At 45.0% G+C, this 17,606-nt stretch carries 22 protein-coding genes, 2 tRNA genes and 1 other RNA gene; 20 read left to right on the top strand and 5 right to left on the bottom strand.

Annotation, left to right across the window (positions count from 1 at the left end):
* The first annotated feature begins 59 nt into the window (after window positions 1–59).
* Window positions 60–133 (top strand) — tRNA-Arg (locus TES5_RS03175).
* Between the two features lie 268 nt (window positions 134–401).
* Window positions 402–475 (top strand) — tRNA-Arg (locus TES5_RS03170).
* Between the two features lie 87 nt (window positions 476–562).
* Here the strand turns inward: TES5_RS03170 and TES5_RS03165 are convergent.
* The gene (locus TES5_RS03165) at window positions 563–868 is read right to left on the bottom strand and encodes a hypothetical protein (RefSeq protein ID WP_143148175.1); all 306 of its coding nucleotides are present in this window, start codon (window positions 866–868) and stop codon (window positions 563–565) included.
* Window positions 869–1,103: 235 nt separating this feature from the next.
* Between TES5_RS03165 and TES5_RS03160 the strand changes: the two genes are divergently transcribed.
* The 16 genes from TES5_RS03160 (at window position 1,104) to TES5_RS03085 (ending at window position 13,262) form a co-directional block, all read left to right on the top strand.
* Window positions 1,104–1,442: a hypothetical protein gene (locus TES5_RS03160; RefSeq protein ID WP_068559835.1), complete on the top strand. Its 339-nt coding sequence runs from the start codon at window positions 1,104–1,106 to the stop codon at window positions 1,440–1,442.
* A 285-nt stretch (window positions 1,443–1,727) separates the two neighbouring features.
* Window positions 1,728–2,189, top strand: coding sequence for a fatty acid biosynthesis transcriptional regulator FabT (locus tag TES5_RS03155; RefSeq protein ID WP_068559714.1), 462 nt, complete (start codon window positions 1,728–1,730; stop codon window positions 2,187–2,189).
* Window positions 2,189–3,172, top strand: coding sequence for a beta-ketoacyl-ACP synthase III (locus tag TES5_RS03150; RefSeq protein ID WP_068559712.1), 984 nt, complete (start codon window positions 2,189–2,191; stop codon window positions 3,170–3,172). The genes TES5_RS03155 and TES5_RS03150 overlap by 1 nt, the downstream gene beginning before the upstream one ends.
* A gap of 26 nt (window positions 3,173–3,198) precedes the next feature.
* Window positions 3,199–3,426: an acyl carrier protein gene (locus TES5_RS03145; RefSeq protein WP_068559710.1), complete on the top strand. Its 228-nt coding sequence runs from the start codon at window positions 3,199–3,201 to the stop codon at window positions 3,424–3,426.
* Window positions 3,427–3,451: 25 nt separating this feature from the next.
* Entirely contained in the window at window positions 3,452–4,411 is a 960-nt protein-coding gene (gene fabK / locus TES5_RS03140) for an enoyl-[acyl-carrier-protein] reductase FabK (protein ID WP_068559708.1), read from the top strand.
* A gap of 21 nt (window positions 4,412–4,432) precedes the next feature.
* Window positions 4,433–5,359: an ACP S-malonyltransferase gene (fabD, locus tag TES5_RS03135; protein WP_068559706.1), complete on the top strand. Its 927-nt coding sequence runs from the start codon at window positions 4,433–4,435 to the stop codon at window positions 5,357–5,359.
* Between the two features lie 29 nt (window positions 5,360–5,388).
* The gene (gene fabG / locus TES5_RS03130) at window positions 5,389–6,120 is read left to right on the top strand and encodes a 3-oxoacyl-[acyl-carrier-protein] reductase (protein WP_068559704.1); all 732 of its coding nucleotides are present in this window, start codon (window positions 5,389–5,391) and stop codon (window positions 6,118–6,120) included.
* Between the two features lie 15 nt (window positions 6,121–6,135).
* Window positions 6,136–7,371, top strand: a complete 1,236-nt coding sequence (gene fabF, locus TES5_RS03125) for a beta-ketoacyl-ACP synthase II (RefSeq protein WP_068559702.1) — start codon at window positions 6,136–6,138, stop codon at window positions 7,369–7,371.
* A 3-nt stretch (window positions 7,372–7,374) separates the two neighbouring features.
* Window positions 7,375–7,836, top strand: a complete 462-nt coding sequence (accB, locus tag TES5_RS03120) for an acetyl-CoA carboxylase biotin carboxyl carrier protein (protein ID WP_068559700.1) — start codon at window positions 7,375–7,377, stop codon at window positions 7,834–7,836.
* Between the two features lie 18 nt (window positions 7,837–7,854).
* Window positions 7,855–8,286, top strand: a complete 432-nt coding sequence (gene fabZ, locus TES5_RS03115) for a 3-hydroxyacyl-ACP dehydratase FabZ (protein WP_068559698.1) — start codon at window positions 7,855–7,857, stop codon at window positions 8,284–8,286.
* Between the two features lies 1 nt (window position 8,287).
* Window positions 8,288–9,664 carry an acetyl-CoA carboxylase biotin carboxylase subunit gene (locus TES5_RS03110; protein WP_068559696.1) on the top strand — a complete coding sequence of 459 codons (1,377 nt, stop codon included), beginning with the start codon at window positions 8,288–8,290 and terminating at the stop codon, window positions 9,662–9,664.
* A 36-nt stretch (window positions 9,665–9,700) separates the two neighbouring features.
* Complete coding sequence (gene accD / locus TES5_RS03105) at window positions 9,701–10,576, top strand: acetyl-CoA carboxylase, carboxyltransferase subunit beta (RefSeq protein WP_068559694.1); 876 nt, start codon at window positions 9,701–9,703, stop codon at window positions 10,574–10,576.
* Window positions 10,573–11,355 (top strand): acetyl-CoA carboxylase carboxyl transferase subunit alpha, encoded by a 783-nt coding sequence (accA, locus tag TES5_RS03100; RefSeq protein WP_068559692.1) that lies wholly within the window; start codon window positions 10,573–10,575, stop codon window positions 11,353–11,355. The genes accD and accA overlap by 4 nt, the downstream gene beginning before the upstream one ends.
* 118 nt (window positions 11,356–11,473) lie before the next feature.
* Window positions 11,474–12,445, top strand: a complete 972-nt coding sequence (locus TES5_RS03095) for a tetratricopeptide repeat protein (protein ID WP_068559690.1) — start codon at window positions 11,474–11,476, stop codon at window positions 12,443–12,445.
* 114 nt (window positions 12,446–12,559) lie between these two features.
* Window positions 12,560–12,772 carry a cold-shock protein gene (locus tag TES5_RS03090; RefSeq protein WP_068559687.1) on the top strand — a complete coding sequence of 71 codons (213 nt, stop codon included), beginning with the start codon at window positions 12,560–12,562 and terminating at the stop codon, window positions 12,770–12,772.
* 79 nt (window positions 12,773–12,851) lie between these two features.
* Window positions 12,852–13,262 carry a ribonuclease HI family protein gene (locus TES5_RS03085; RefSeq protein ID WP_068559686.1) on the top strand — a complete coding sequence of 137 codons (411 nt, stop codon included), beginning with the start codon at window positions 12,852–12,854 and terminating at the stop codon, window positions 13,260–13,262.
* Between the two features lie 97 nt (window positions 13,263–13,359).
* Here the strand turns inward: TES5_RS03085 and TES5_RS03080 are convergent, their stop codons facing one another.
* The 4 genes from TES5_RS03080 to TES5_RS03065 form a co-directional block, all read right to left on the bottom strand.
* The gene (locus tag TES5_RS03080) at window positions 13,360–14,532 is read right to left on the bottom strand and encodes a THUMP domain-containing class I SAM-dependent RNA methyltransferase (protein ID WP_068559684.1); all 1,173 of its coding nucleotides are present in this window, start codon (window positions 14,530–14,532) and stop codon (window positions 13,360–13,362) included.
* Between the two features lie 122 nt (window positions 14,533–14,654).
* Window positions 14,655–15,020, bottom strand: an RNA gene (gene rnpB, locus TES5_RS03075) — RNase P RNA component class B.
* 18 nt (window positions 15,021–15,038) lie between these two features.
* On the bottom strand, window positions 15,039–15,380 hold the full coding sequence (gene gpsB, locus TES5_RS03070; RefSeq protein WP_068559682.1) for a cell division regulator GpsB: 342 nt from the start codon (window positions 15,378–15,380) through the stop codon (window positions 15,039–15,041).
* 169 nt (window positions 15,381–15,549) lie between these two features.
* Window positions 15,550–15,924: a hypothetical protein gene (locus TES5_RS03065; protein ID WP_068559679.1), complete on the bottom strand. Its 375-nt coding sequence runs from the start codon at window positions 15,922–15,924 to the stop codon at window positions 15,550–15,552.
* 227 nt (window positions 15,925–16,151) lie between these two features.
* Here TES5_RS03065 and TES5_RS03060 point away from each other — a divergent pair, with 227 nt between their 5' ends.
* A complete protein-coding gene (locus tag TES5_RS03060; protein WP_068559677.1) occupies window positions 16,152–16,634 on the top strand; it encodes a DUF3013 family protein in 483 nt (160 codons plus the stop codon).
* A 21-nt stretch (window positions 16,635–16,655) separates the two neighbouring features.
* Complete coding sequence (gene prmA, locus TES5_RS03055; protein ID WP_068559675.1) at window positions 16,656–17,606, top strand: 50S ribosomal protein L11 methyltransferase; 951 nt, start codon at window positions 16,656–16,658, stop codon at window positions 17,604–17,606.

The raw sequence follows: 17,606 nt of genomic DNA, 5'->3' as shown, positions 1-17,606 counted from the left end.
AAGCTGGTCATCGCCTATAATATTAAATGTTGTGAGTCGTTTTGAGGACTCAAAATTTTGTCTCAATAGCTCAGCCGGATAGAGCATTCGCCTTCTAAGCGAACGGTCGGGAGTTCGAATCTCTCTTGAGACGTCCTATCTGTTTTCAGGATCAAATGTCCTTGTCAGAGAAGGGGTTACATCCGTTGTGAAGCGGGTGTGACGCTTTTTTTCTCGGCACAGAGCGATGTTCAGTGCTGAAGATGGATAGCAAAACATAATTATCTATTTGTTGCAGCAGTGAAATTTTTTTGTGGAAATAGTCAAAATTATGGTGACTATTTAAACGGATTGCTGTATAATCATTTCTTGTGGCACTGGTTTGAAACTTCTTCAAATTTGTTTGGCCGAATAATCATTTTGTCTCAATAGCTCAGCCGGATAGAGCATTCGCCTTCTAAGCGAACGGTCGGGAGTTCGAATCTCTCTTGAGACGTCTAAAAATAATTGAAAAGACCGCTGCAAGGACTATTATCCTTGCAGCGATCTTTTTCTGTAGAATGGCTTGTAAGATATCCGGAAATCAATCCAGATATTCAAAGATATTTTTTGTCGTCTCGTCGAAAAGAACCTCATGCGAATCGCTGTTATCAATTTTTTTCAGCGGAAAGTTGGTGCGATAGATGCTTTGGTCAGGGAACTGCTCCAAATAGATGACAAAATTTTTGGGATAAAAACTTACCATTTTCGTGAATACATGATCCTGGTCGATGATGACAGTCTTCACTTCAGACATGTTTTTTACCCAGTAGGTATCGACATTGAAATATTCTCCTGGGTGCACCGTGTATTCATATTTCAGTATCGTAATCAGATCATTCAACATCATAAATCCCTCCTAAACAGAATGTTAAAATCTTCACATCCTTATTATACCTCATACTGAACAGATAATTAATACCTATTTAGAATGAAATTGCGGACAGCTGTCAATAAAATGAAAGATATGTTTCGATGTTAAAGGCAATAATTGGAAAAATAGGCTAAATGATGAAAAGTGTGGTATACTACTACTTGTAAGTGTGTTGTAGTTCCTGGTTCTTAAAAGTGAGGCGATAATGGAGATGGTACGAAATATTACTGATGAAACAAAAACCATGATTGAGAGCGAATTACGTAAGGGCACGAGCAACTCACGTATTGCGAATCTGCTTGGCGTATCGTATGAGCAGGCTTTGGAAGTCGTCGAAGCCATCAAGGAATCTATACGACCTGAAATCGGTGACGAAATAAAATTTACCTTCCGCAAGCAGGAAATGGTAGGAGTAATCCGGAAATTATTGACAAATAGCGCCGTCGTAGAGATCTACTGGGATTTGTCCTCCGGCACGATGAAAGACATCTGCGAGGATAAAACAATCGTAAATTTCAAAGACATTGAAGAATTTGTTAAAGTTGATTAATACATATATGCAAAAGAAGCGGCACTCATCGTCGCTTCTTTTTGTTGCGGCAGGCCATACCAAGCAGGTTGGTTATCCTGCAGTTCAACGTAACCGTTTTAAATAGAGTAGGGACTCAATGAATCTTGCGGCACCGGAAGATATAACAGAAAAATTATTATCGAAATGCTTGACAGGTTGTATAAAATTTTATATAGTTTGAAAGTCGAAAGGTTTGAACATCAAACTATTTTGACCTTCAAGCGCATGTGGTTTGATTGGGCATCGAAAGGAGGAGAGCTATCTTTGGATCATTCCATAGATAAAATTAACTCATATCTCGTAGCAGTATTCAGTGAAGTGTTGGATATCGAAGAGCGTGCATTGCGTGTCAGTACATTTTCTGATTTATCCATCAAGGAGATGCATACAGTCGAGGCAATCGGCATGTATCAAGCTCATACAACTTCTGAAGTAGCAAAAAAATTGAACATTACTGCGGGAACTTTGACGGTGGCCATAAACGCTCTGGTAAAAAAGGGGTATGTCGAACGCATTCGGATGGAGAAAGACCGCAGAGTCGTAAAACTAGGATTAACCAAAAAAGGACGCTTACTGTATCGTCTTCATGATAAGTTCCATAGAGAGATGGTAAAAAATACTATTCGCGATATGGAAGATCAGGAAGTGAAAGTTTTGCTGAAAGGCCTAAACAATCTTCACGGTTTCTTATTTGGGTTAGTTCAAAATATCAAGGAACAGGGTTGATGAAATTGGGTTCAAAGATTAGCGCAACAGGTCACTACCTTCCTGAACAGGTCATCTCAAACGATGATCTGTCTAAAATCATGGACACAAGTGATGAGTGGATCAGCAAAAGGACAGGCATCCGCAGCCGACACATTTCGAAGGATGAAAATACTTCCGATTTATCAAGCAAAGCGGCCGTCAAAATTTTGCTAAACGGTAAGATCACTGCAGACCAACTGGACTTCATTATCGTAGCAACAATGACGCCGGATGCTCTCAGCCCGTCGACTGCTTGTTTAGTGCAAGAAAAGATAGGCGCAGTAAATGCTTTCTGTTTCGATATCAATGCAGCTTGTTCCGGCTTTGTCTACGCATTGTCCACCGGTCTCCATATGATGCAGAGCGGTCTCTATCAATATGGCATGATCATCGGTGCTGAGACAATGTCAAAAGTCGTCAACTGGGAAGACCGTTCTACGGCTGTTCTGTTTGGGGATGGCGCTGGCGGATTGTTGTTGGAACGAACGGAAGATGATTGCTTCGTTGCAGAAGCGATCCATTCTGATGGTGGACGCCATATGGCATTAGTGGCGAACACGATGAAAGTAGAAAATCCGTATGGAGACTCCTCGCAAAAGGAACAAGCTTTCCTTACGATGGATGGCAGAGCCATCTTTGATTTTGCAATCCGCAGTGTGCCAAGCGTCATACGCGAAGTGATGGAGAAGGGAAATCTTTCTGATGGCGATCTGAAGAAGATTTTGGCTCATCAAGCAAATGTGCGCTTATTGGAGGCAATCAGCAAAAAAGTGAAATTGCCATTTTCACTGTTTGCCACAAACATTGCGGAAACGGGCAACACTTCAGCAGCAAGCATTCCGATATTGTTGGATCAGCTTGTTCAAACCAAGGAAATTCAACTCGGCACCAAAGATAAGGTGCTGATGACAGGATTTGGTGGCGGCCTCACTTGGGGAGCCATCGTAGTATCATTAAACTAAAAAAAACATATTTGGAGGAATTTATTATGACATTCGAAAAAATTCAAGCTATTATCGTGGACCAATTGGACAAAGAAGTAGAAGAAGTACAATTAACAACTAACTTCAGAGAAGACTTAGATGCGGACAGCTTAGACTTATTCCAAATCATCAACGACATCGAAGACGAATTCGACATCAAAATCGAATCAGACGAAGGCATCAACACTGTTGAAGATTTAGTTAAATACGTTGACGCTCAATTAGCAGAATAAGCAGTAGCAGGAAAGTAGGCCTTGTATGAAATCAGAATTATGTGAATTATTAGGTATTCAATATCCCATCATTCAAGGGGCAATGGCGTGGGTAGCGGATGCTGATTTGGCAAGTGCCGTTTCCAATGCTGGTGGTTTGGGTCTTATCGGGACTGGACATGATAGTGTGGATGTAGCGAATGAGAAAATTTCGAAAATGAAAGCATTGACGGATAAGCCTTTCGGTGTAAACATCATGCTTTTGAATCCGCATGTCGATGCTATCGTAGAAGCAGTGATCGCTGCCGGCGTTAAGGTTGTCACAACCGGCGCCGGAAGTCCAGCCCGTTATATGAACCAATTCAAAGAAGCAGGCATCACCGTTATTCCGGTAGTGGCCTCCGTAGCTTTAGCGAGAAGAATGGAGAAAGATGGCGCACACGCTGTCGTAGTCGAAGGCATGGAATCCGGTGGTCACATCGGGAAAACAACGACACTTGCCCTGGTTCCTCAGGTTGTCGATGCCGTTTCGATTCCAGTCATCGCTGCCGGTGGTATCGGCGACGGACGTGGGATGGCAGCTGCTTTCATGTTGGGCGCATCTGCTGTTCAGGTAGGTACTCGTTTTGTAGTTGCCACAGAATCCAATGCACATCAAAACTTCAAGAATGCTATTCTCAAGGCGAAAGATATCGATACAGTCATTACCGGTCAGATTACCGGACATCCTGTTCGTGTGTTGCGCAATAAGTTGACCAGAGAATATCTGCAAGTCGAAAAAGAAGAGACAAGCAAGGAAAATCCGGACTTGGCAAAACTTGAAGAAATGGGCAAAGGCGCTCTGAAAAGAGCGACTGTTGATGGCGATAAAGACTACGGTTCGATGATGGCCGGACAAATCGCCGGTTTGATTTCGAAGGAACAAACGTGTCACGAGATCATACAAGAGTATATGACGGAATGCAAAGAAGTTATTTTGGCCCAAGCTAAATTGTGGGCTGAGTAACAAATTTATAGAGGTGAAATAATGGCAACAGCTTTTGTCTATAGTGGTCAGGGTGCACAATGTTTCGGTATGGGTCAAGAACTTTATAACGAGTATGCCGTTGTGCGCGCTGTTTTTGAGGAAGCCTCAGCAACACTTGGTTACGATGTTGCAGAATTATGTTTCCAAGAGAATGACAAGCTTCATTTAACTGAATATACACAACCAGCAATCTTAACGGTTAGCTACGCCCTTGATCAATTACTAGCTGAAAAGGGAATTCAGCCAGATTTTGTTGCAGGATTGAGCCTCGGAGAATATACAGCACTGGTGAAAGCCAATGCTTTTTCTTTTAATGAGGCTATTTCGCTCGTAGCGAAACGCGGAAAATACATGAGCGAAGCTGTGCCGGCAGGCCGTGGGAAAATGGCTGCCGTCATGAATGCGGAACGTTCTGTCATCGAAGAATCTTGCCGGGAAGCGAGCGAGACAGCCTATGTCGCGCCTGCCAACTACAACATGCCGACGCAGATTGTTATCGGCGGAGAAATCGAAGGCGTGGATAAAGCCATCGAAATTCTTGAGTCCAAAGGCGTGAAGCGCATTATCCCGTTGAACGTCAGCGGTCCTTTCCATACAGCACTGTTGCATCCTGCAGCGGAAAAGTTGGAAGTGGCTTTGGCTGAGGTGAACGTGGGTGAACCGAGGATACCTGTCGTAGGCAATACCGAAGCGACGATCGTAGCGAAAGACGCCATCAAGGGCCTTTTAGTGCGTCAGATCGAATCGCCGGTACTTTGGGAAGACAGCGTCCGCAAGTTGGTTGAACTGGGAGTGGACACCTTTGTGGAAGTCGGCCCAGGCACGACTTTAAGCAAATTCATCAAAAAAATCAACAAAGAGGTCGCTGTATATAATGTGGAGGATTTGAAATCCCTCAGCAAGACCCTTGAAGGATTACAAAAATAAGAAGATCAGACAAGAAATGAGGGATAGTCTTGGATTTAAAAGGAAAGACGGTCATCGTCACTGGTAGTTCAAGAGGAATCGGCGAAGCCATCGCTGAAGCTTATGCGAAACGTGGAGCCAATATCGTTCTGAATGCACGTAAACCGATTGCTGAAGAAAAAGTTGCGCATCTGGAATCTTACGGTGTAACTGTAAAAACGCTCCTAGGAGATGTCAGCGATTTTGAGACTGCCAAAGAAATCGTCAGCCAAGCCAAAGAACTATTCGGTTCCGTGGATGTTTTGGTTAACAATGCTGGGATTACCCGCGACAAATTGATCATGCGCATGGATGAGGAGGACTTTGATGCCACTTATCAAGTGAATTTGAAGGGTACCTTCAATATGATCCGCCACGCTTTGCCGCTAATGCTGAAACAAAGAGCCGGCAGCATCATCAACATTTCAAGCGTAGTCGGTGAAACCGGAAATACAGGGCAGGCCAACTATGCTGCCAGCAAAGCCGGCATCATCGGATTGACGAAATCTGTCGCCCGTGAAGCTGCAACAAGAGGCATTACATGTAATGCCATTGCACCAGGATTCATCGAAACGGAAATGACGGATGTTCTTTCGGAAAAGATTCAAGAACAAATGTTGACGCAAATCCCATTGAAACGATTTGGAAAAGCCGAAGAAGTGGCAAACACTGCTGTCTTCTTGAGTGAGAATACTTACATCACCGGCCAGACCATCAGTGTCAATGGCGGCATGTACATGTAAGACAGGAGGATAAATATGAATCGCGTTGTTATTACAGGTATGGGTGCTATCACCCCTTTAGGAAATACAGTCACTGAATTTTGGGACGGCATCAAAAACGGTAAAAACGGTATTGCTGCCATCACAAATTTTGATGCAAGCGAAACGGGCATTTCCGTCGCAGGTGAAGTGAAAGACTTTGATGCGACCAAGTATATGGACCGAAAAGAATACAAGCGTATGGATTTGTTTTCGCAATATGCGGTAGCTGCCTCTGCTCAAGCCGTGGAACAAAGCGGCATCGACATGGAAAAAATCGATGCGGACCGCTTTGGCGTTACCATCGGCTCTGGTGTCGGCGGTTTCATTACAATGGAATCCGGCATCATCAAAATGCATGAAAAAGGACCGAAACGCGTCCCACCTATGTTCGTTCCGATGGCAATCGGCAACATGGCGGCAGGAAATACTGCCATCAAATTCGGTGCTAAAGGACCAAGCATGGACATCGTTACTGCTTGTGCTTCTGCGACAAATTCAATCGGAGAAGCATTCCGCAGCATCAAGCATGGTTATGCCGATTTGATGCTTGCAGGTGGATCGGAAGCTACGGTGTGTGAAATCGGTATCGCTGGTTTCGCGGCTCTGACTGCTTTATCCACTAGCACCGATCCGGACCGTGCGTCCATTCCTTTCGATAAAGAACGAAATGGTTTTGTCATGGGTGAAGGTGCGGGCATTTTGATGCTTGAAAATCTTGATCACGCACTGGCACGCGGCGCAAACATCTTGGCTGAAGTTGTCGGTTATGGCGTCACCTGTGATGCCTATCATATGACGGCTCCATCAGCTGATGGAAGCGGTGCTGGCAAAGCGATGATCCTAGCGATGAAAGAAGCAGGCATCACTCCAGCGCAAGTCGATTACATCAACGCTCATGGAACAAGTACGCCTGCAAATGATTCAGGCGAAACGGCTGCAATCAAGTACGCATTCGGCGAAGAAGCTCACAATGTCGCTATCTCAAGCACAAAGAGTATGACGGGACATTTGCTGGGCGCAGCCGGCGGTATCGAAGCGGTTGCCTGTGTCAAAGCTATCCAAGATGATTTCATGCCACCAACAATCGGCTTCCAAACGGCTGATGAAAATTGCGATCTGGACTACATCCCGAATGTAGGACGTGAAAAAGAAGTCACTTACACATTGAGTAACTCTCTGGGCTTCGGCGGCCACAATGCCATACTATGTTTCAAAAAATGGGAGGCTTAATACATGAATATTGAAGATGTAAAAAGCCTGATCTCCTTGATCGATGATTCAACCTTGACTGAGTTGCACTATCAGACAGGTGACTTTCAGCTCCTGTTGTCGAAGAACAAGTTGGTTCAAACGAACCAGCAGTCAAGCGACAACATCCCGGCAGAAGTTCCTAGTCCAGCAGTGATCGCTCCAGTCCAAAACCTCAAGGAGGCTGTTTCTGAAGAGGCTACTGCAAAAGAAGGAAAAATCATCACTTCCCCGATCGTCGGTGTTGTTTACCTGGCACCGACCCCTGAAGCAAAACCTTACGCCATTAAAGGCCAGAGCATCGCAAAAGGCGACGTTGTCTGTTTGGTGGAAGCGATGAAACTTATGAATGAAATCAAAAGCGAATTCGATGGGGAAATCGTTGAAGTGTTGGTTGAAAATGAACAAATCGTTGAATACAACCAACCATTGTTCCGTATCGTCTAATAAAAGGAGACTAATAAAATGAGTTTATTGAGTGCACAAGAAGTAATGGATATCATCCCGAATCGCTATCCGATTTTCTTCATCGATAAAGTTGAAGAATTGACACCAGGCGAACACATCGTCTGCTACAAAAACGTAACAATCAACGAGCCTTTCTTCCAAGGCCACTTCCCTGGAGAGCCAGTAATGCCAGGTGTACTGATTGTTGAAGCATTGGCTCAAGCAGGATCTATTCCGTTGTTGACATTGCCTGATTTCAAGGGTCAGACAGCTTACTTGGGCGGATTGAATAAAGTCAAATTCCGTCAAAAAGTTGTTCCAGGAGACGTTCTTCGCCTCCAAGTGGATATCGTCAAATTGAAGAAATTTGCAGGTATCGGTTATGGGCAAGCTTTTGTCGGTGACAAAAAAGTTTGTGAAGTTGAAATGACATTCATCATTGGTAGATAATATGTTTACGAAGGTATTGATCGCAAACAGAGGAGAAATTGCTGTCAGGATCATTCGTGCTTGTCATGAGTTAGGAATCCAAACGGTTGCGGTCTATTCTGAAGCTGACCGCGAAGCACTGCATACACAACTAGCCACTCAGGCTATTTGTATCGGCCCTGCAAAAGCAAGCGATTCCTATCTGAACATGACAAGCATCTTGAGTGCAGCAGTCGTTACAGGGGCACAAGCTATCCACCCAGGCTTCGGATTCCTCTCGGAAAACAGCGCATTCGCCACAATGTGTGAAGAAATGAATATCCGATTCATCGGACCTTCTTCCACCATCATCGACCTGATGGGCAATAAAGCAAATGCCCGCAAGACGATGATTGCAGCAGGCGTACCAGTCACTCCGGGAAGCGAAGGCTACATCTCTTCATACGAAGAGGCAGTGGTACAAGCTGAGAAAATCGGTTATCCCGTCATCCTGAAAGCTGCCGCTGGAGGCGGCGGTAAAGGGATGCGGAAAGTCTACCAAGAAAACGGACTGGAGGCAGCCTTCAGCCAAGCGAAAGCGGAAGCTAAGGCGGCTTTCGGGGACGACAGCATGTACCTTGAAAAGATCATCACGCCGGCTCGCCATATCGAAGTGCAGATTTTAGGTGATTCTTTCGGAAATGTCGTCCATTTGGGCGAGCGTGATTGCTCCTTGCAACGCAATCATCAGAAAGTGTTGGAAGAAAGTCCATCCACATTTATTTCTGAGGAGACCCGCAAAGCCATGGGGGACGTCGCCATCCGGGCGGCTAAACATGTCGGCTATACCAATGCAGGGACAATCGAGTTTCTTGTCGATACGGAACAACGGTTTTATTTCATGGAAATGAACACACGTATCCAAGTGGAGCATCCGGTAACCGAAATGGCGACTGGCATCGATATCGTAAAGGAACAATTGCGCATTGCGAGCGGTGAGCCTTTGTCCTTTACGCAAGATGAAGTTGTTATCACCGGTCATACGATCGAGTGCCGTATCAATGCTGAAAATCCGGCTTTGGGCTTCCGTCCTTCGTCCGGGAAAATCGACTACCTGTTCTTGCCCAGCGGCGGGAATGGCTTGCGTGTGGAAAGCGCCATGTACGGCGGATATATTATTCCGCCGTTCTATGACTCGATGATCGCCAAAATCATCACAAAAGGCGACGACAGAAGTGAAGCCATCGCCAAGATGAGGCGTGCGCTGCAGGAACTGGTCATCGAGGGAGTCGACACGAACCAATTCTTCCAAGAAGATATTCTGCAGGATCCAAACTTCATTTCCGGAGATTACGATACAGAATATCTCCAAAATGTGTTCCTGAAGACGTGGGCGCCTGAAGAAGAGGAAAGTGTATAAATCAATTAGTCAACAAGTCACACTAGAGGTGAGGAAATGAAATTATTTCGTAAGCGTCCTTACATTCCGATAGCTCAAGGTCCCGCTTCAAAAGCAGACGATCAGAAACCGATCGTTCCTGAAGGCCTATGGGAAAAATGCCCGAATTGTCAAAAGACGATCTACAGCAAGGATTTAGGGAAAGATAAAGTATGCCCGCATTGTGCCTACAATTTCAGGATCCCGGCATACGAACGCATTTCCAGTATCGTTGATGAAGGTACTTTTGATGAATGGAATGCGCTCATGCCTGAAGAAAATCCACTGGCGTTTCCCGGGTATGAGAACAAATTGAAGATCGCCAAAGAAAAAACGGGACTTGACGAAGCGGTTGTAACAGGCGCGGCATTCATCAATAAGCATAAAGTTGCTTTGTGTGTGATGGATTCGAACTTTATCATGGCAAGCATGGGGAAAGTGGTCGGCGAGAAATTGACACGTGCATTTGAACGTGCAACGCTTGAAAAGCTCCCAATCATCGTCTTCACGGCTTCAGGCGGTGCCAGAATGCAAGAGGGCATCATGTCCTTGATGCAGATGGCTAAAGTCAGCGTTGCAGTCTCCAATCACAGTAAAGCAGGACTTTTGTACATCACAGTCCTGACCGATCCGACAACTGGGGGCGTAACGGCCAGCTTTGCAATGCAGGGGGATATTATCCTAGCTGAAACAGGGGCGACTGTCGGTTTCGCCGGCAAGCGCGTCATCGAACAGACAATCAAAGCAAAATTACCAGAAGGCTTCCAGACAGCTGAAAAAGTGCTGGAAAACGGCTTTATCGACAAAATAGTAGCCAGAAAAGATTTAAGGAGAGCATTGCAGCATCTATTGCTGTTGCATGCTTTTGCAGAAAAGGCGGGTGAAGTGCAGTGAAGGATGTCAAAGAAATTATCACCTCTGCAAGAAGCATCTCCCGTCTGACGGCGACAGAAATGATCCATGCCATTTGTGAAGGCTTTGTTGAATTCCACGGCGACAGAAAGTTCGGTGACGACCCTGCTATCGTCGGTGGGATCGCATTGTTGGATGATATGCCGGTAACCGTCATCGGAACCCAAAAAGGCCATGACGTGACTGAAAATGTCTACCGGAATTTCGGATCGCCGCATCCGGAGGGCTACCGCAAAGCGATCCGTTTGATGAAACAGGCGGAGAAATTCAATCGTCCGATCGTTACTTTCATCAATACCTCAGGCGCTTTTTGCGATGTCGATTCTGAAGATCGAGGCATCGGTGAAGCCATCGCTGAGTCGCTTTTGGTGATGAGCCAATTGACGGTTCCTTTCATCGCCATCTTCATCGGTGAGGGAGGCAGCGGCGGAGCCTTGGCGCTGGCAATGGGCAACGAGGTATGGATGTTGGAGAATACCATGTATTCTGTCCTGTCACCGGAAGGCTTTGCTTCCATTTTGTGGAAAGATTCTTCACGATCCGATGAAGCAGCCAAAGTAATGAAGTTGACGCCTGATGATCTCTTTTCATTGGACGTCATCGACAAAATCATTATGGAAACCCGTAGGAAAGTGGCCCGTAAATCGGATGATGTCATGCTGGAACTGAAGCAGGAATTAAGTGCCAAGCTGAAAGAGCTGAAGCAACTGACGCCAGCTGAATTGGTCGAGCAACGCCAGAAACGATTCCGGAACTATTGATCACTGAACGATTATGGACCGCCCACACAGCAGCAGCTGTGCGGGGCGGTTTTTTTCGCGTTCGCTTTTGTGTTATAATAACCTAACTGGAAAATCAGCGTAGATTGGGGTGATGGAAATGGGAGATAAAATTATTTTTCCATTAAATTACGAAGGATACTTGAAAAAGGGACTATTGGCATTTGAAGAGGGGAATCTGCAGCTTGCGGAAGAATGGATCGGCAAGGCTGTTGCCATCAAAAAGACGGACGATATCCTCCCGCTGTACCTCATGTTGTTGCAAGAGACTGATCAAACAGATAAGTGCCTGGAGATGATAAACGAAATGCGTCCGGATATTGCTTCCGCCATTTCGGTCGACGACATTGATTTCCTTTACTTGAAAGGCTTATTGCATTCCGGATCATTCGACATGGCTCGTGAACAAATCGAAGCACGCAAAAATACTTTCGGGCTTTCGATGGAACATCAATTTGCTTTGGAGCAATTGGAGGCCGAAGTCGAGAAAGCTGAACTGAAAAATTTGGAAAAAAAACTAAAAAGAAGTTCAGAAATCCTCCAAGCTGAAAAAAACATCGATACGCAACCGTTCCACAAGCAGCAGACATACGCGCAACAATTGAAGGAATTGGAGGATGATCAATTCGGCAAGATAGCGCAACGCTTACTCATGAATAATAATCTCCATCGGATGCTCAAAACAGAGATCATTCATCAATTTCTTGCGCGTGGGCTCCATCCGACGGTAGCTGTCAGGTTGGACGGAAGCGAAGAAAAATTGGACCTGGCTGGATTGGTCCCCTTGATCGAGTCAAAGACGTACAAAGAAGGAATGGCGTATATCCGTGAAGAAATCGCCAATAAAAATCCGACTGTGGCAGATGCCATGGAAAATGCCTTTTTCATGCAGTTGTCCCTTCTTTATCCGTTCGAAGCCAGGACCATACCGTCCGTTTCGGAGTGGTTGGAGGTGGTCTACCGCATTTACAATGGGATCGGATCGACGGGCGAGCCGAGCGAAAATAAAATCCGCGATGAAATTGATCAATTGGAAAATAAGCTGGCCGAATTTTTTGGTTTTTTTGAATAAGTGCCAATGAAGCTATCAGAATAATTGACTCTATAGGGATTCCTCTCTATAATGGGGGTAACCCGTCTTTGTGAAAGCAGTTCCAAAGAATTGAGGGTTTAAGGAGGATGTACAATGGAATTTGGCAAAGTAAAGTGGTTCAATAATGATAAAGGGTATGGTTTTATTGAATTCGACCAACAGGATGACGACATCTTCGTACATTTTACCGGTATAGCTGGAGAAGGCTTCAAAAGACTTGAGGAAGGGCAACACGTTCAGTTTGATATCGCTGAAGGCGTAAGAGGACCACAAGCCACTAATGTGATCGTCGTGGCAGAATCATAAACAAGTACAGTAAACCGCAAAGGTGAGGAGAATCCGTTCAGGATTTTCTTTCACCTTTGTTTTTTGGGATGTGGAGCATTTGATAAAATTATTTGTGGATGGGGCGGCCACCGGAAAAGAAGGGTATGCTGCCATTGGGATTTTGATCGTTGAGGACGGTGTACAAGAGCAAATAGGCCTGCCTTTAGAGGGCAGGATGGATAATCATCGGGCTGAATTCGAAGCGCTTCTGTATGGCTTGCGCCACCTGAAAGCGCAAAACAAACAAGACCAACTCATCTTTTGTTATACAGACAGCAAACTTGTTGCCGAGTCGATCAGGAAAAAGTATACAAAAAAAACGGAACACAAATTGTATCTGGAAGAGACCTTGCAGGAATTGGCTGCGTTCACGAATTTTTACTTGGAATGGATTCCGGAAAAGGAAAATAAAGGAGCCGATAATCTCGCAAAAAAAGCACTCTATCAGCTCACCAAAAAGAACAAATGAGCAAGCTTGAGATTTTTCGGGAATATGAAAAAATAAAGCAGTCCGAACGAAACCGCATCAGCGAGGAGTCCGGACTGCTTTTATTTATTTGAAAAAATTATTTTTCTTTGGTTTCGCTGGCATCAAGTTCTTTTTTGACTCTCGGCGGGCGCGTTCCCCAATATTGGAACAGATCGGTACGCAATCTGCCGTTGTAGAGTTTGCGTTTTTTCGTAGCTCTTTCGCCGTAAAATTCTTCGAAAAGCAATTCGCTCGTCAGAATGTACTTGCTCCATGTCTTCAATGGGCGGAAAACTTGGCCCATCTCTTTGTAGAGTATCTCGATCTCTTCTTGATCGGAAAGACGCTCACCGTAGGGCGGGTTGCAGACAATTGTGCCGTATTCCTTGGTAGTCGTGAAGTCGGCCAAAGCCAACTGTTTGAAAGTGACATAATCCGCAACGCCTGCTTTCTCGGCATTGCTCTTCGCGATGGCGATGACATGTGGATCGATGTCCGAACCGCCGATATCCAACTTCACATCGAAATTCGCGGCAGCTTTGGCTTCATTGCGGATACGATCCCACATACCTTCTTCAAAAATGTTCCACTCTTCGGAAGGGAATGAGCGCTTCAAACCAGGCGCGATGTTCAAGCCGATAAGAGCTGCTTCAATCGGAATCGTGCCGGAACCGCAAGTCGGATCATAGAAGGGGCGATCAGGGAACCAATTGGTCAACATCACCAAAGCGGCCGCCATATTTTCCTTCAATGGTGCGCCACCTTTTTCGGAACGGTAACCGCGTTTGAAAAGACTGGAACCGCTTGTGTCGATCGTCAGGATCACTTCATCCTTGTTGATGGCCACTTCAATCGGATAAAGTGCGCCGGATTCAGGCAAACGGGTACGACGGTGATAGTATTCGCTCAGACGGTTGACGATGGCCTTCTTTACGATCGCTTGGCAATCGGGGACACTGTACAAGGTCGATTTTTGTGATTTGCCGGAAACAGGGAATTCTGCATCCATCGGTAGGATTTGTTCCCACGGCAAAGCTTTCGTTTGCTCGAAAAGATCATCGAAGGTTTTTGCTTCGAATTTGCCGAAAACGATTTTGATGCGATCAGCGGTGCGCAGCCACAGGTTGGTGGTGATGATGTCCGCTTCCGTACCGGTGAAGTAGGCCTTGCCGTTCTCTACTTGGACATTGTAGCCCATTTTTTTCAGCTCATTGCCGGTGATTGCTTCGATGCCGCTTGCGGCCGTAGCCATTAGTTGATAAGTTTTCATTTAGTGCTCCTTATTGTTTTGCCTTAGAAATTGCCGGATAATGCACGAAAAATGGGACAAAAATTAGCTTGTCCCATCCTCGATCGTATTCTTTTTGAAGAAAAAAAGCCTGATTTGTAAATTTCTGTAAGCCATGTTCTGTCACGCCATCGGAGCCAGGCCTCTGATGGCGGAGGTAATTATCTATCTGCATTTCTGCCTCTTTCCCTCGTTCATTTCCTTGGAAAGAGTGCCCCTACCAAAGTTTGGGTTGCTCGCTCGAGGGGTTTACCGCGTTCCACCAGAAAGATTTCCCCGTCTGCTTCGTCACTGTGGCACTTTCAAGAATACTCAGGCATAGGCAGAGCCCTTAGCCTTTTTTTCTGCCGTCAATCTCTCGATTGCCTTAGCTTATTGTTTCGCTAAGCACGAACACTACAAGCATCTCAGCTTGTGCGAGCATGGACTTTCCTCAGCCTCCATGAAGGAGACCGCAATTACCCGAAATTTACAAATGTCTATTGATGCTAGTTTGCTTCTTCGTTGGTTTCATCCAATTTTGAACCGAATACATGTTTCTCCAAGTTGGAAAGGCGTTTCAGAATATCAAAATTCGTTACACCGCTGCCGACTGATGATACATTCGATTGGGTCGGCTTAGCTAAAACTGCTTGCTTCGTCAACTCATCCACACGGCTCATCAAACGTTCATTTTCGCTTTGAAGATAAGAAAGATCTTTTTGATAAGATTCATAATCTCTTATGATCATATCCAGATATTCATCGACTTCTGCAACATTATAGCCTCTCATAGCGCTTTTGAATTCTTTTTGCAGAATATCTTTAGTTGTTAGATTTTTATCTGCCATATTTGCACACCTCGTTAGTTGTCCTTGTTACCTAAACAGTATAGCATAAAAAAGTAATATTAATAAGCAAATATTCTAATCAACATCATATCAGGCTTTTCGCATAAACTCAACTTAATTTTTTCTTGCTTCAGCCGCGGATCATAAAGCCTCTGCGTGAATGGAAAGCTTAATATGGCAAGGCTCCTTGGAAATTGATGATGATGTATTGCTTGTCGCCCGATTTAGTGGTTGTGATGGATAAATTTTCATTAAGAACCGGCTGCTTGCCGAATATTTCCAATAGAAAACTCTTGAAGACCTTATCCGTTTTAGCTTGCAGGACCTCTTTGAAGAGTTCACTTTTTATGGCCGGATCGATACCATCCTCAAAAATGATTTTTTCATCCGGAGTGAGGTAATCGTCAGCCAAAAGTATTTCAGCCCTGCGACCGAACGGAATTTGGATTTTTAAGCAGTCTTTGTATTCTTCTTTTTGGTAATCACGTGCGATGCGCGCGACCAAGTAATCGATGGATTGTCTGATCTCTGAGTGTTCTGTCATGAAATATCCCTCCAACTTTTTGCCTAGACTAAATATATCATAAACCGGATCTTTTAGAAATCGTTCCCTCAATAATCCGGGGCTGATTTTCACTAAAATAATTTGCTGATGCATAGCCCGGAATATATCTTTTTCTCATTATTTGCTACAATGGATGGAGAGCATCATCCGGAGGCGGCACAGAGCCAGTAAAGATCAGCCGAAATGAGGGCACGAGGAGGAAGAGAATGAACAAAAGTATGATCGACAAACTCCACGAGGAACTGGAAGAACAACACTTGCCTTGTGAATGGCGATTGGAGTGGCATAAACCGTTCCATACAGTCGAAATTGTGTTATTATTAGAAGTCAGTTATCCTCCAGACAATAGTATTTCTGACATATTTGGCCACTCGAATCACGAAGATCGGTTCATTTTTGAAGATTCTGTTTTGTTTTATGATCGCGCGTCTTCAAAAATCAAAACGGAGGAGTATTTAACGGGTATCCCATTCGATCGGAAAAAAGGGATTCAGGGAGGATTGGCGGAAGCGGTCGTTAAGAATATTCGCTTGACGGTCGGAGAAGCAAACACTAAACTCAGGGATTTTCTGAAAGACGAGAGTGAGTCCAGCTTCGAATTGCATTGGAATGAGCTGAATTTTATGCAGACAATCGAAACACTGAAGGAATTAGGAAGATTTGATGAAACGTATTATCGTTATCCTTGATGGTAGGAAAGGTGAATGTAAATGGAATGGAATGAAGTGAAGGTTGTGACTGCTACCGAAGCAGTTGAGGCTGTATCGAATATATTGATGGAAGCTGGTGCGAAAGGTGTCGCCATAGATGACGAATTGGACTTCGTCAATCTTCAGGACGACGGTTTCGGGCAAATAAAGGAGGAACGTGCGTTGCCTGAAGAAGGGCATGCCGTTTATATCATGGCTTATTATCCGAACAACGCGGGTTTTCAGGACACTGTGTTGTTCATCAAAGAACAGCTGGCGGAACTGGAAAAGATCGATCTAAAAATCGGGAGGAATGAGCTGCAGATCAACGAAGTGAAGGAAGAGGATTGGGAAAACTCTTGGAAAGAATATTTCCATCCGATTCGCTTGACCCGCTTTTTGACGATTGTACCTTATTGGGAAGAATACACACCTGAAGATGAAAAAGAAATGCTGATTCAATTGGATCCAGGCATGGCCTTCGGTACCGGCACGCATCCAACCACGCGTCTGTCCATCGAAGCACTCGAAGCAGTGATGCGGGGCGGCGAAAAAGTGATCGATGTTGGTACCGGATCGGGCGTTTTGAGCATCGCAGCCAAGGCAATGGGCGCAGACACTGTCTATGCCTACGATATCGACGAAATCGCAACACGCGTCTCCAAAGAGAACATTGCTTATAATGCTTATGCTTCGGACGTCATCGTCAAAGAGAACAACCTTTTGGTAGGGATCGCTGATCAAGAAGCGGACATCATCGTTGCGAATATCTTGGCGGAAATCCTTCTGCTGTTGCTTCCCGATGCCTACAAGAATCTTAAGGATGATGGCTATTTCATCCTTTCGGGCATCATCGAATCGAAGAAAGCGGAACTGATCGCTGCTTTGATCAGCAATGGCTTTGAGATCGAACAAGAAAAGCAAATGAAGGATTGGGTTTGCCTGATCTGCACTAAAAACCTGGAGGATTGA

This window comes from Trichococcus sp. ES5, assembly GCF_900067165.1.
GTDB classification, from domain to species: Bacteria; Bacillota; Bacilli; order Lactobacillales; family Aerococcaceae; genus Trichococcus; species Trichococcus flocculiformis.
Note: the sequence above shows the minus strand (reverse complement) of the source record. Positions and strands in the feature narration are given on the sequence as shown.

Excerpts from the sequence above, each read along its gene's own strand:
- TES5_RS03165 (WP_143148175.1), bottom strand. The coding sequence starts at position 868 with ATGATGTTGAATGATCTGATTACGATACTGAAATATGAATACACGGTG.
- TES5_RS03160 (WP_068559835.1), top strand. The coding sequence starts at position 1,104 with ATGGTACGAAATATTACTGATGAAACAAAAACCATGATTGAGAGCGAA.
- TES5_RS03150 (WP_068559712.1), top strand. The coding sequence starts at position 2,189 with ATGAAATTGGGTTCAAAGATTAGCGCAACAGGTCACTACCTTCCTGAA.
- TES5_RS03145 (WP_068559710.1), top strand. The coding sequence starts at position 3,199 with ATGACATTCGAAAAAATTCAAGCTATTATCGTGGACCAATTGGACAAA.
- fabK (WP_068559708.1), top strand. The coding sequence starts at position 3,452 with ATGAAATCAGAATTATGTGAATTATTAGGTATTCAATATCCCATCATT.
- fabD (WP_068559706.1), top strand. The coding sequence starts at position 4,433 with ATGGCAACAGCTTTTGTCTATAGTGGTCAGGGTGCACAATGTTTCGGT.
- fabF (WP_068559702.1), top strand. The coding sequence starts at position 6,136 with ATGAATCGCGTTGTTATTACAGGTATGGGTGCTATCACCCCTTTAGGA.
- accB (WP_068559700.1), top strand. The coding sequence starts at position 7,375 with ATGAATATTGAAGATGTAAAAAGCCTGATCTCCTTGATCGATGATTCA.
- fabZ (WP_068559698.1), top strand. The coding sequence starts at position 7,855 with ATGAGTTTATTGAGTGCACAAGAAGTAATGGATATCATCCCGAATCGC.
- TES5_RS03110 (WP_068559696.1), top strand. The coding sequence starts at position 8,288 with ATGTTTACGAAGGTATTGATCGCAAACAGAGGAGAAATTGCTGTCAGG.
- accD (WP_068559694.1), top strand. The coding sequence starts at position 9,701 with ATGAAATTATTTCGTAAGCGTCCTTACATTCCGATAGCTCAAGGTCCC.
- TES5_RS03095 (WP_068559690.1), top strand. The coding sequence starts at position 11,474 with ATGGGAGATAAAATTATTTTTCCATTAAATTACGAAGGATACTTGAAA.
- TES5_RS03090 (WP_068559687.1), top strand. The coding sequence starts at position 12,560 with ATGGAATTTGGCAAAGTAAAGTGGTTCAATAATGATAAAGGGTATGGT.
- TES5_RS03080 (WP_068559684.1), bottom strand. The coding sequence starts at position 14,532 with ATGAAAACTTATCAACTAATGGCTACGGCCGCAAGCGGCATCGAAGCA.
- gpsB (WP_068559682.1), bottom strand. The coding sequence starts at position 15,380 with ATGGCAGATAAAAATCTAACAACTAAAGATATTCTGCAAAAAGAATTC.
- TES5_RS03065 (WP_068559679.1), bottom strand. The coding sequence starts at position 15,924 with ATGACAGAACACTCAGAGATCAGACAATCCATCGATTACTTGGTCGCG.
- TES5_RS03060 (WP_068559677.1), top strand. The coding sequence starts at position 16,152 with ATGAACAAAAGTATGATCGACAAACTCCACGAGGAACTGGAAGAACAA.
- prmA (WP_068559675.1), top strand. The coding sequence starts at position 16,656 with ATGGAATGGAATGAAGTGAAGGTTGTGACTGCTACCGAAGCAGTTGAG.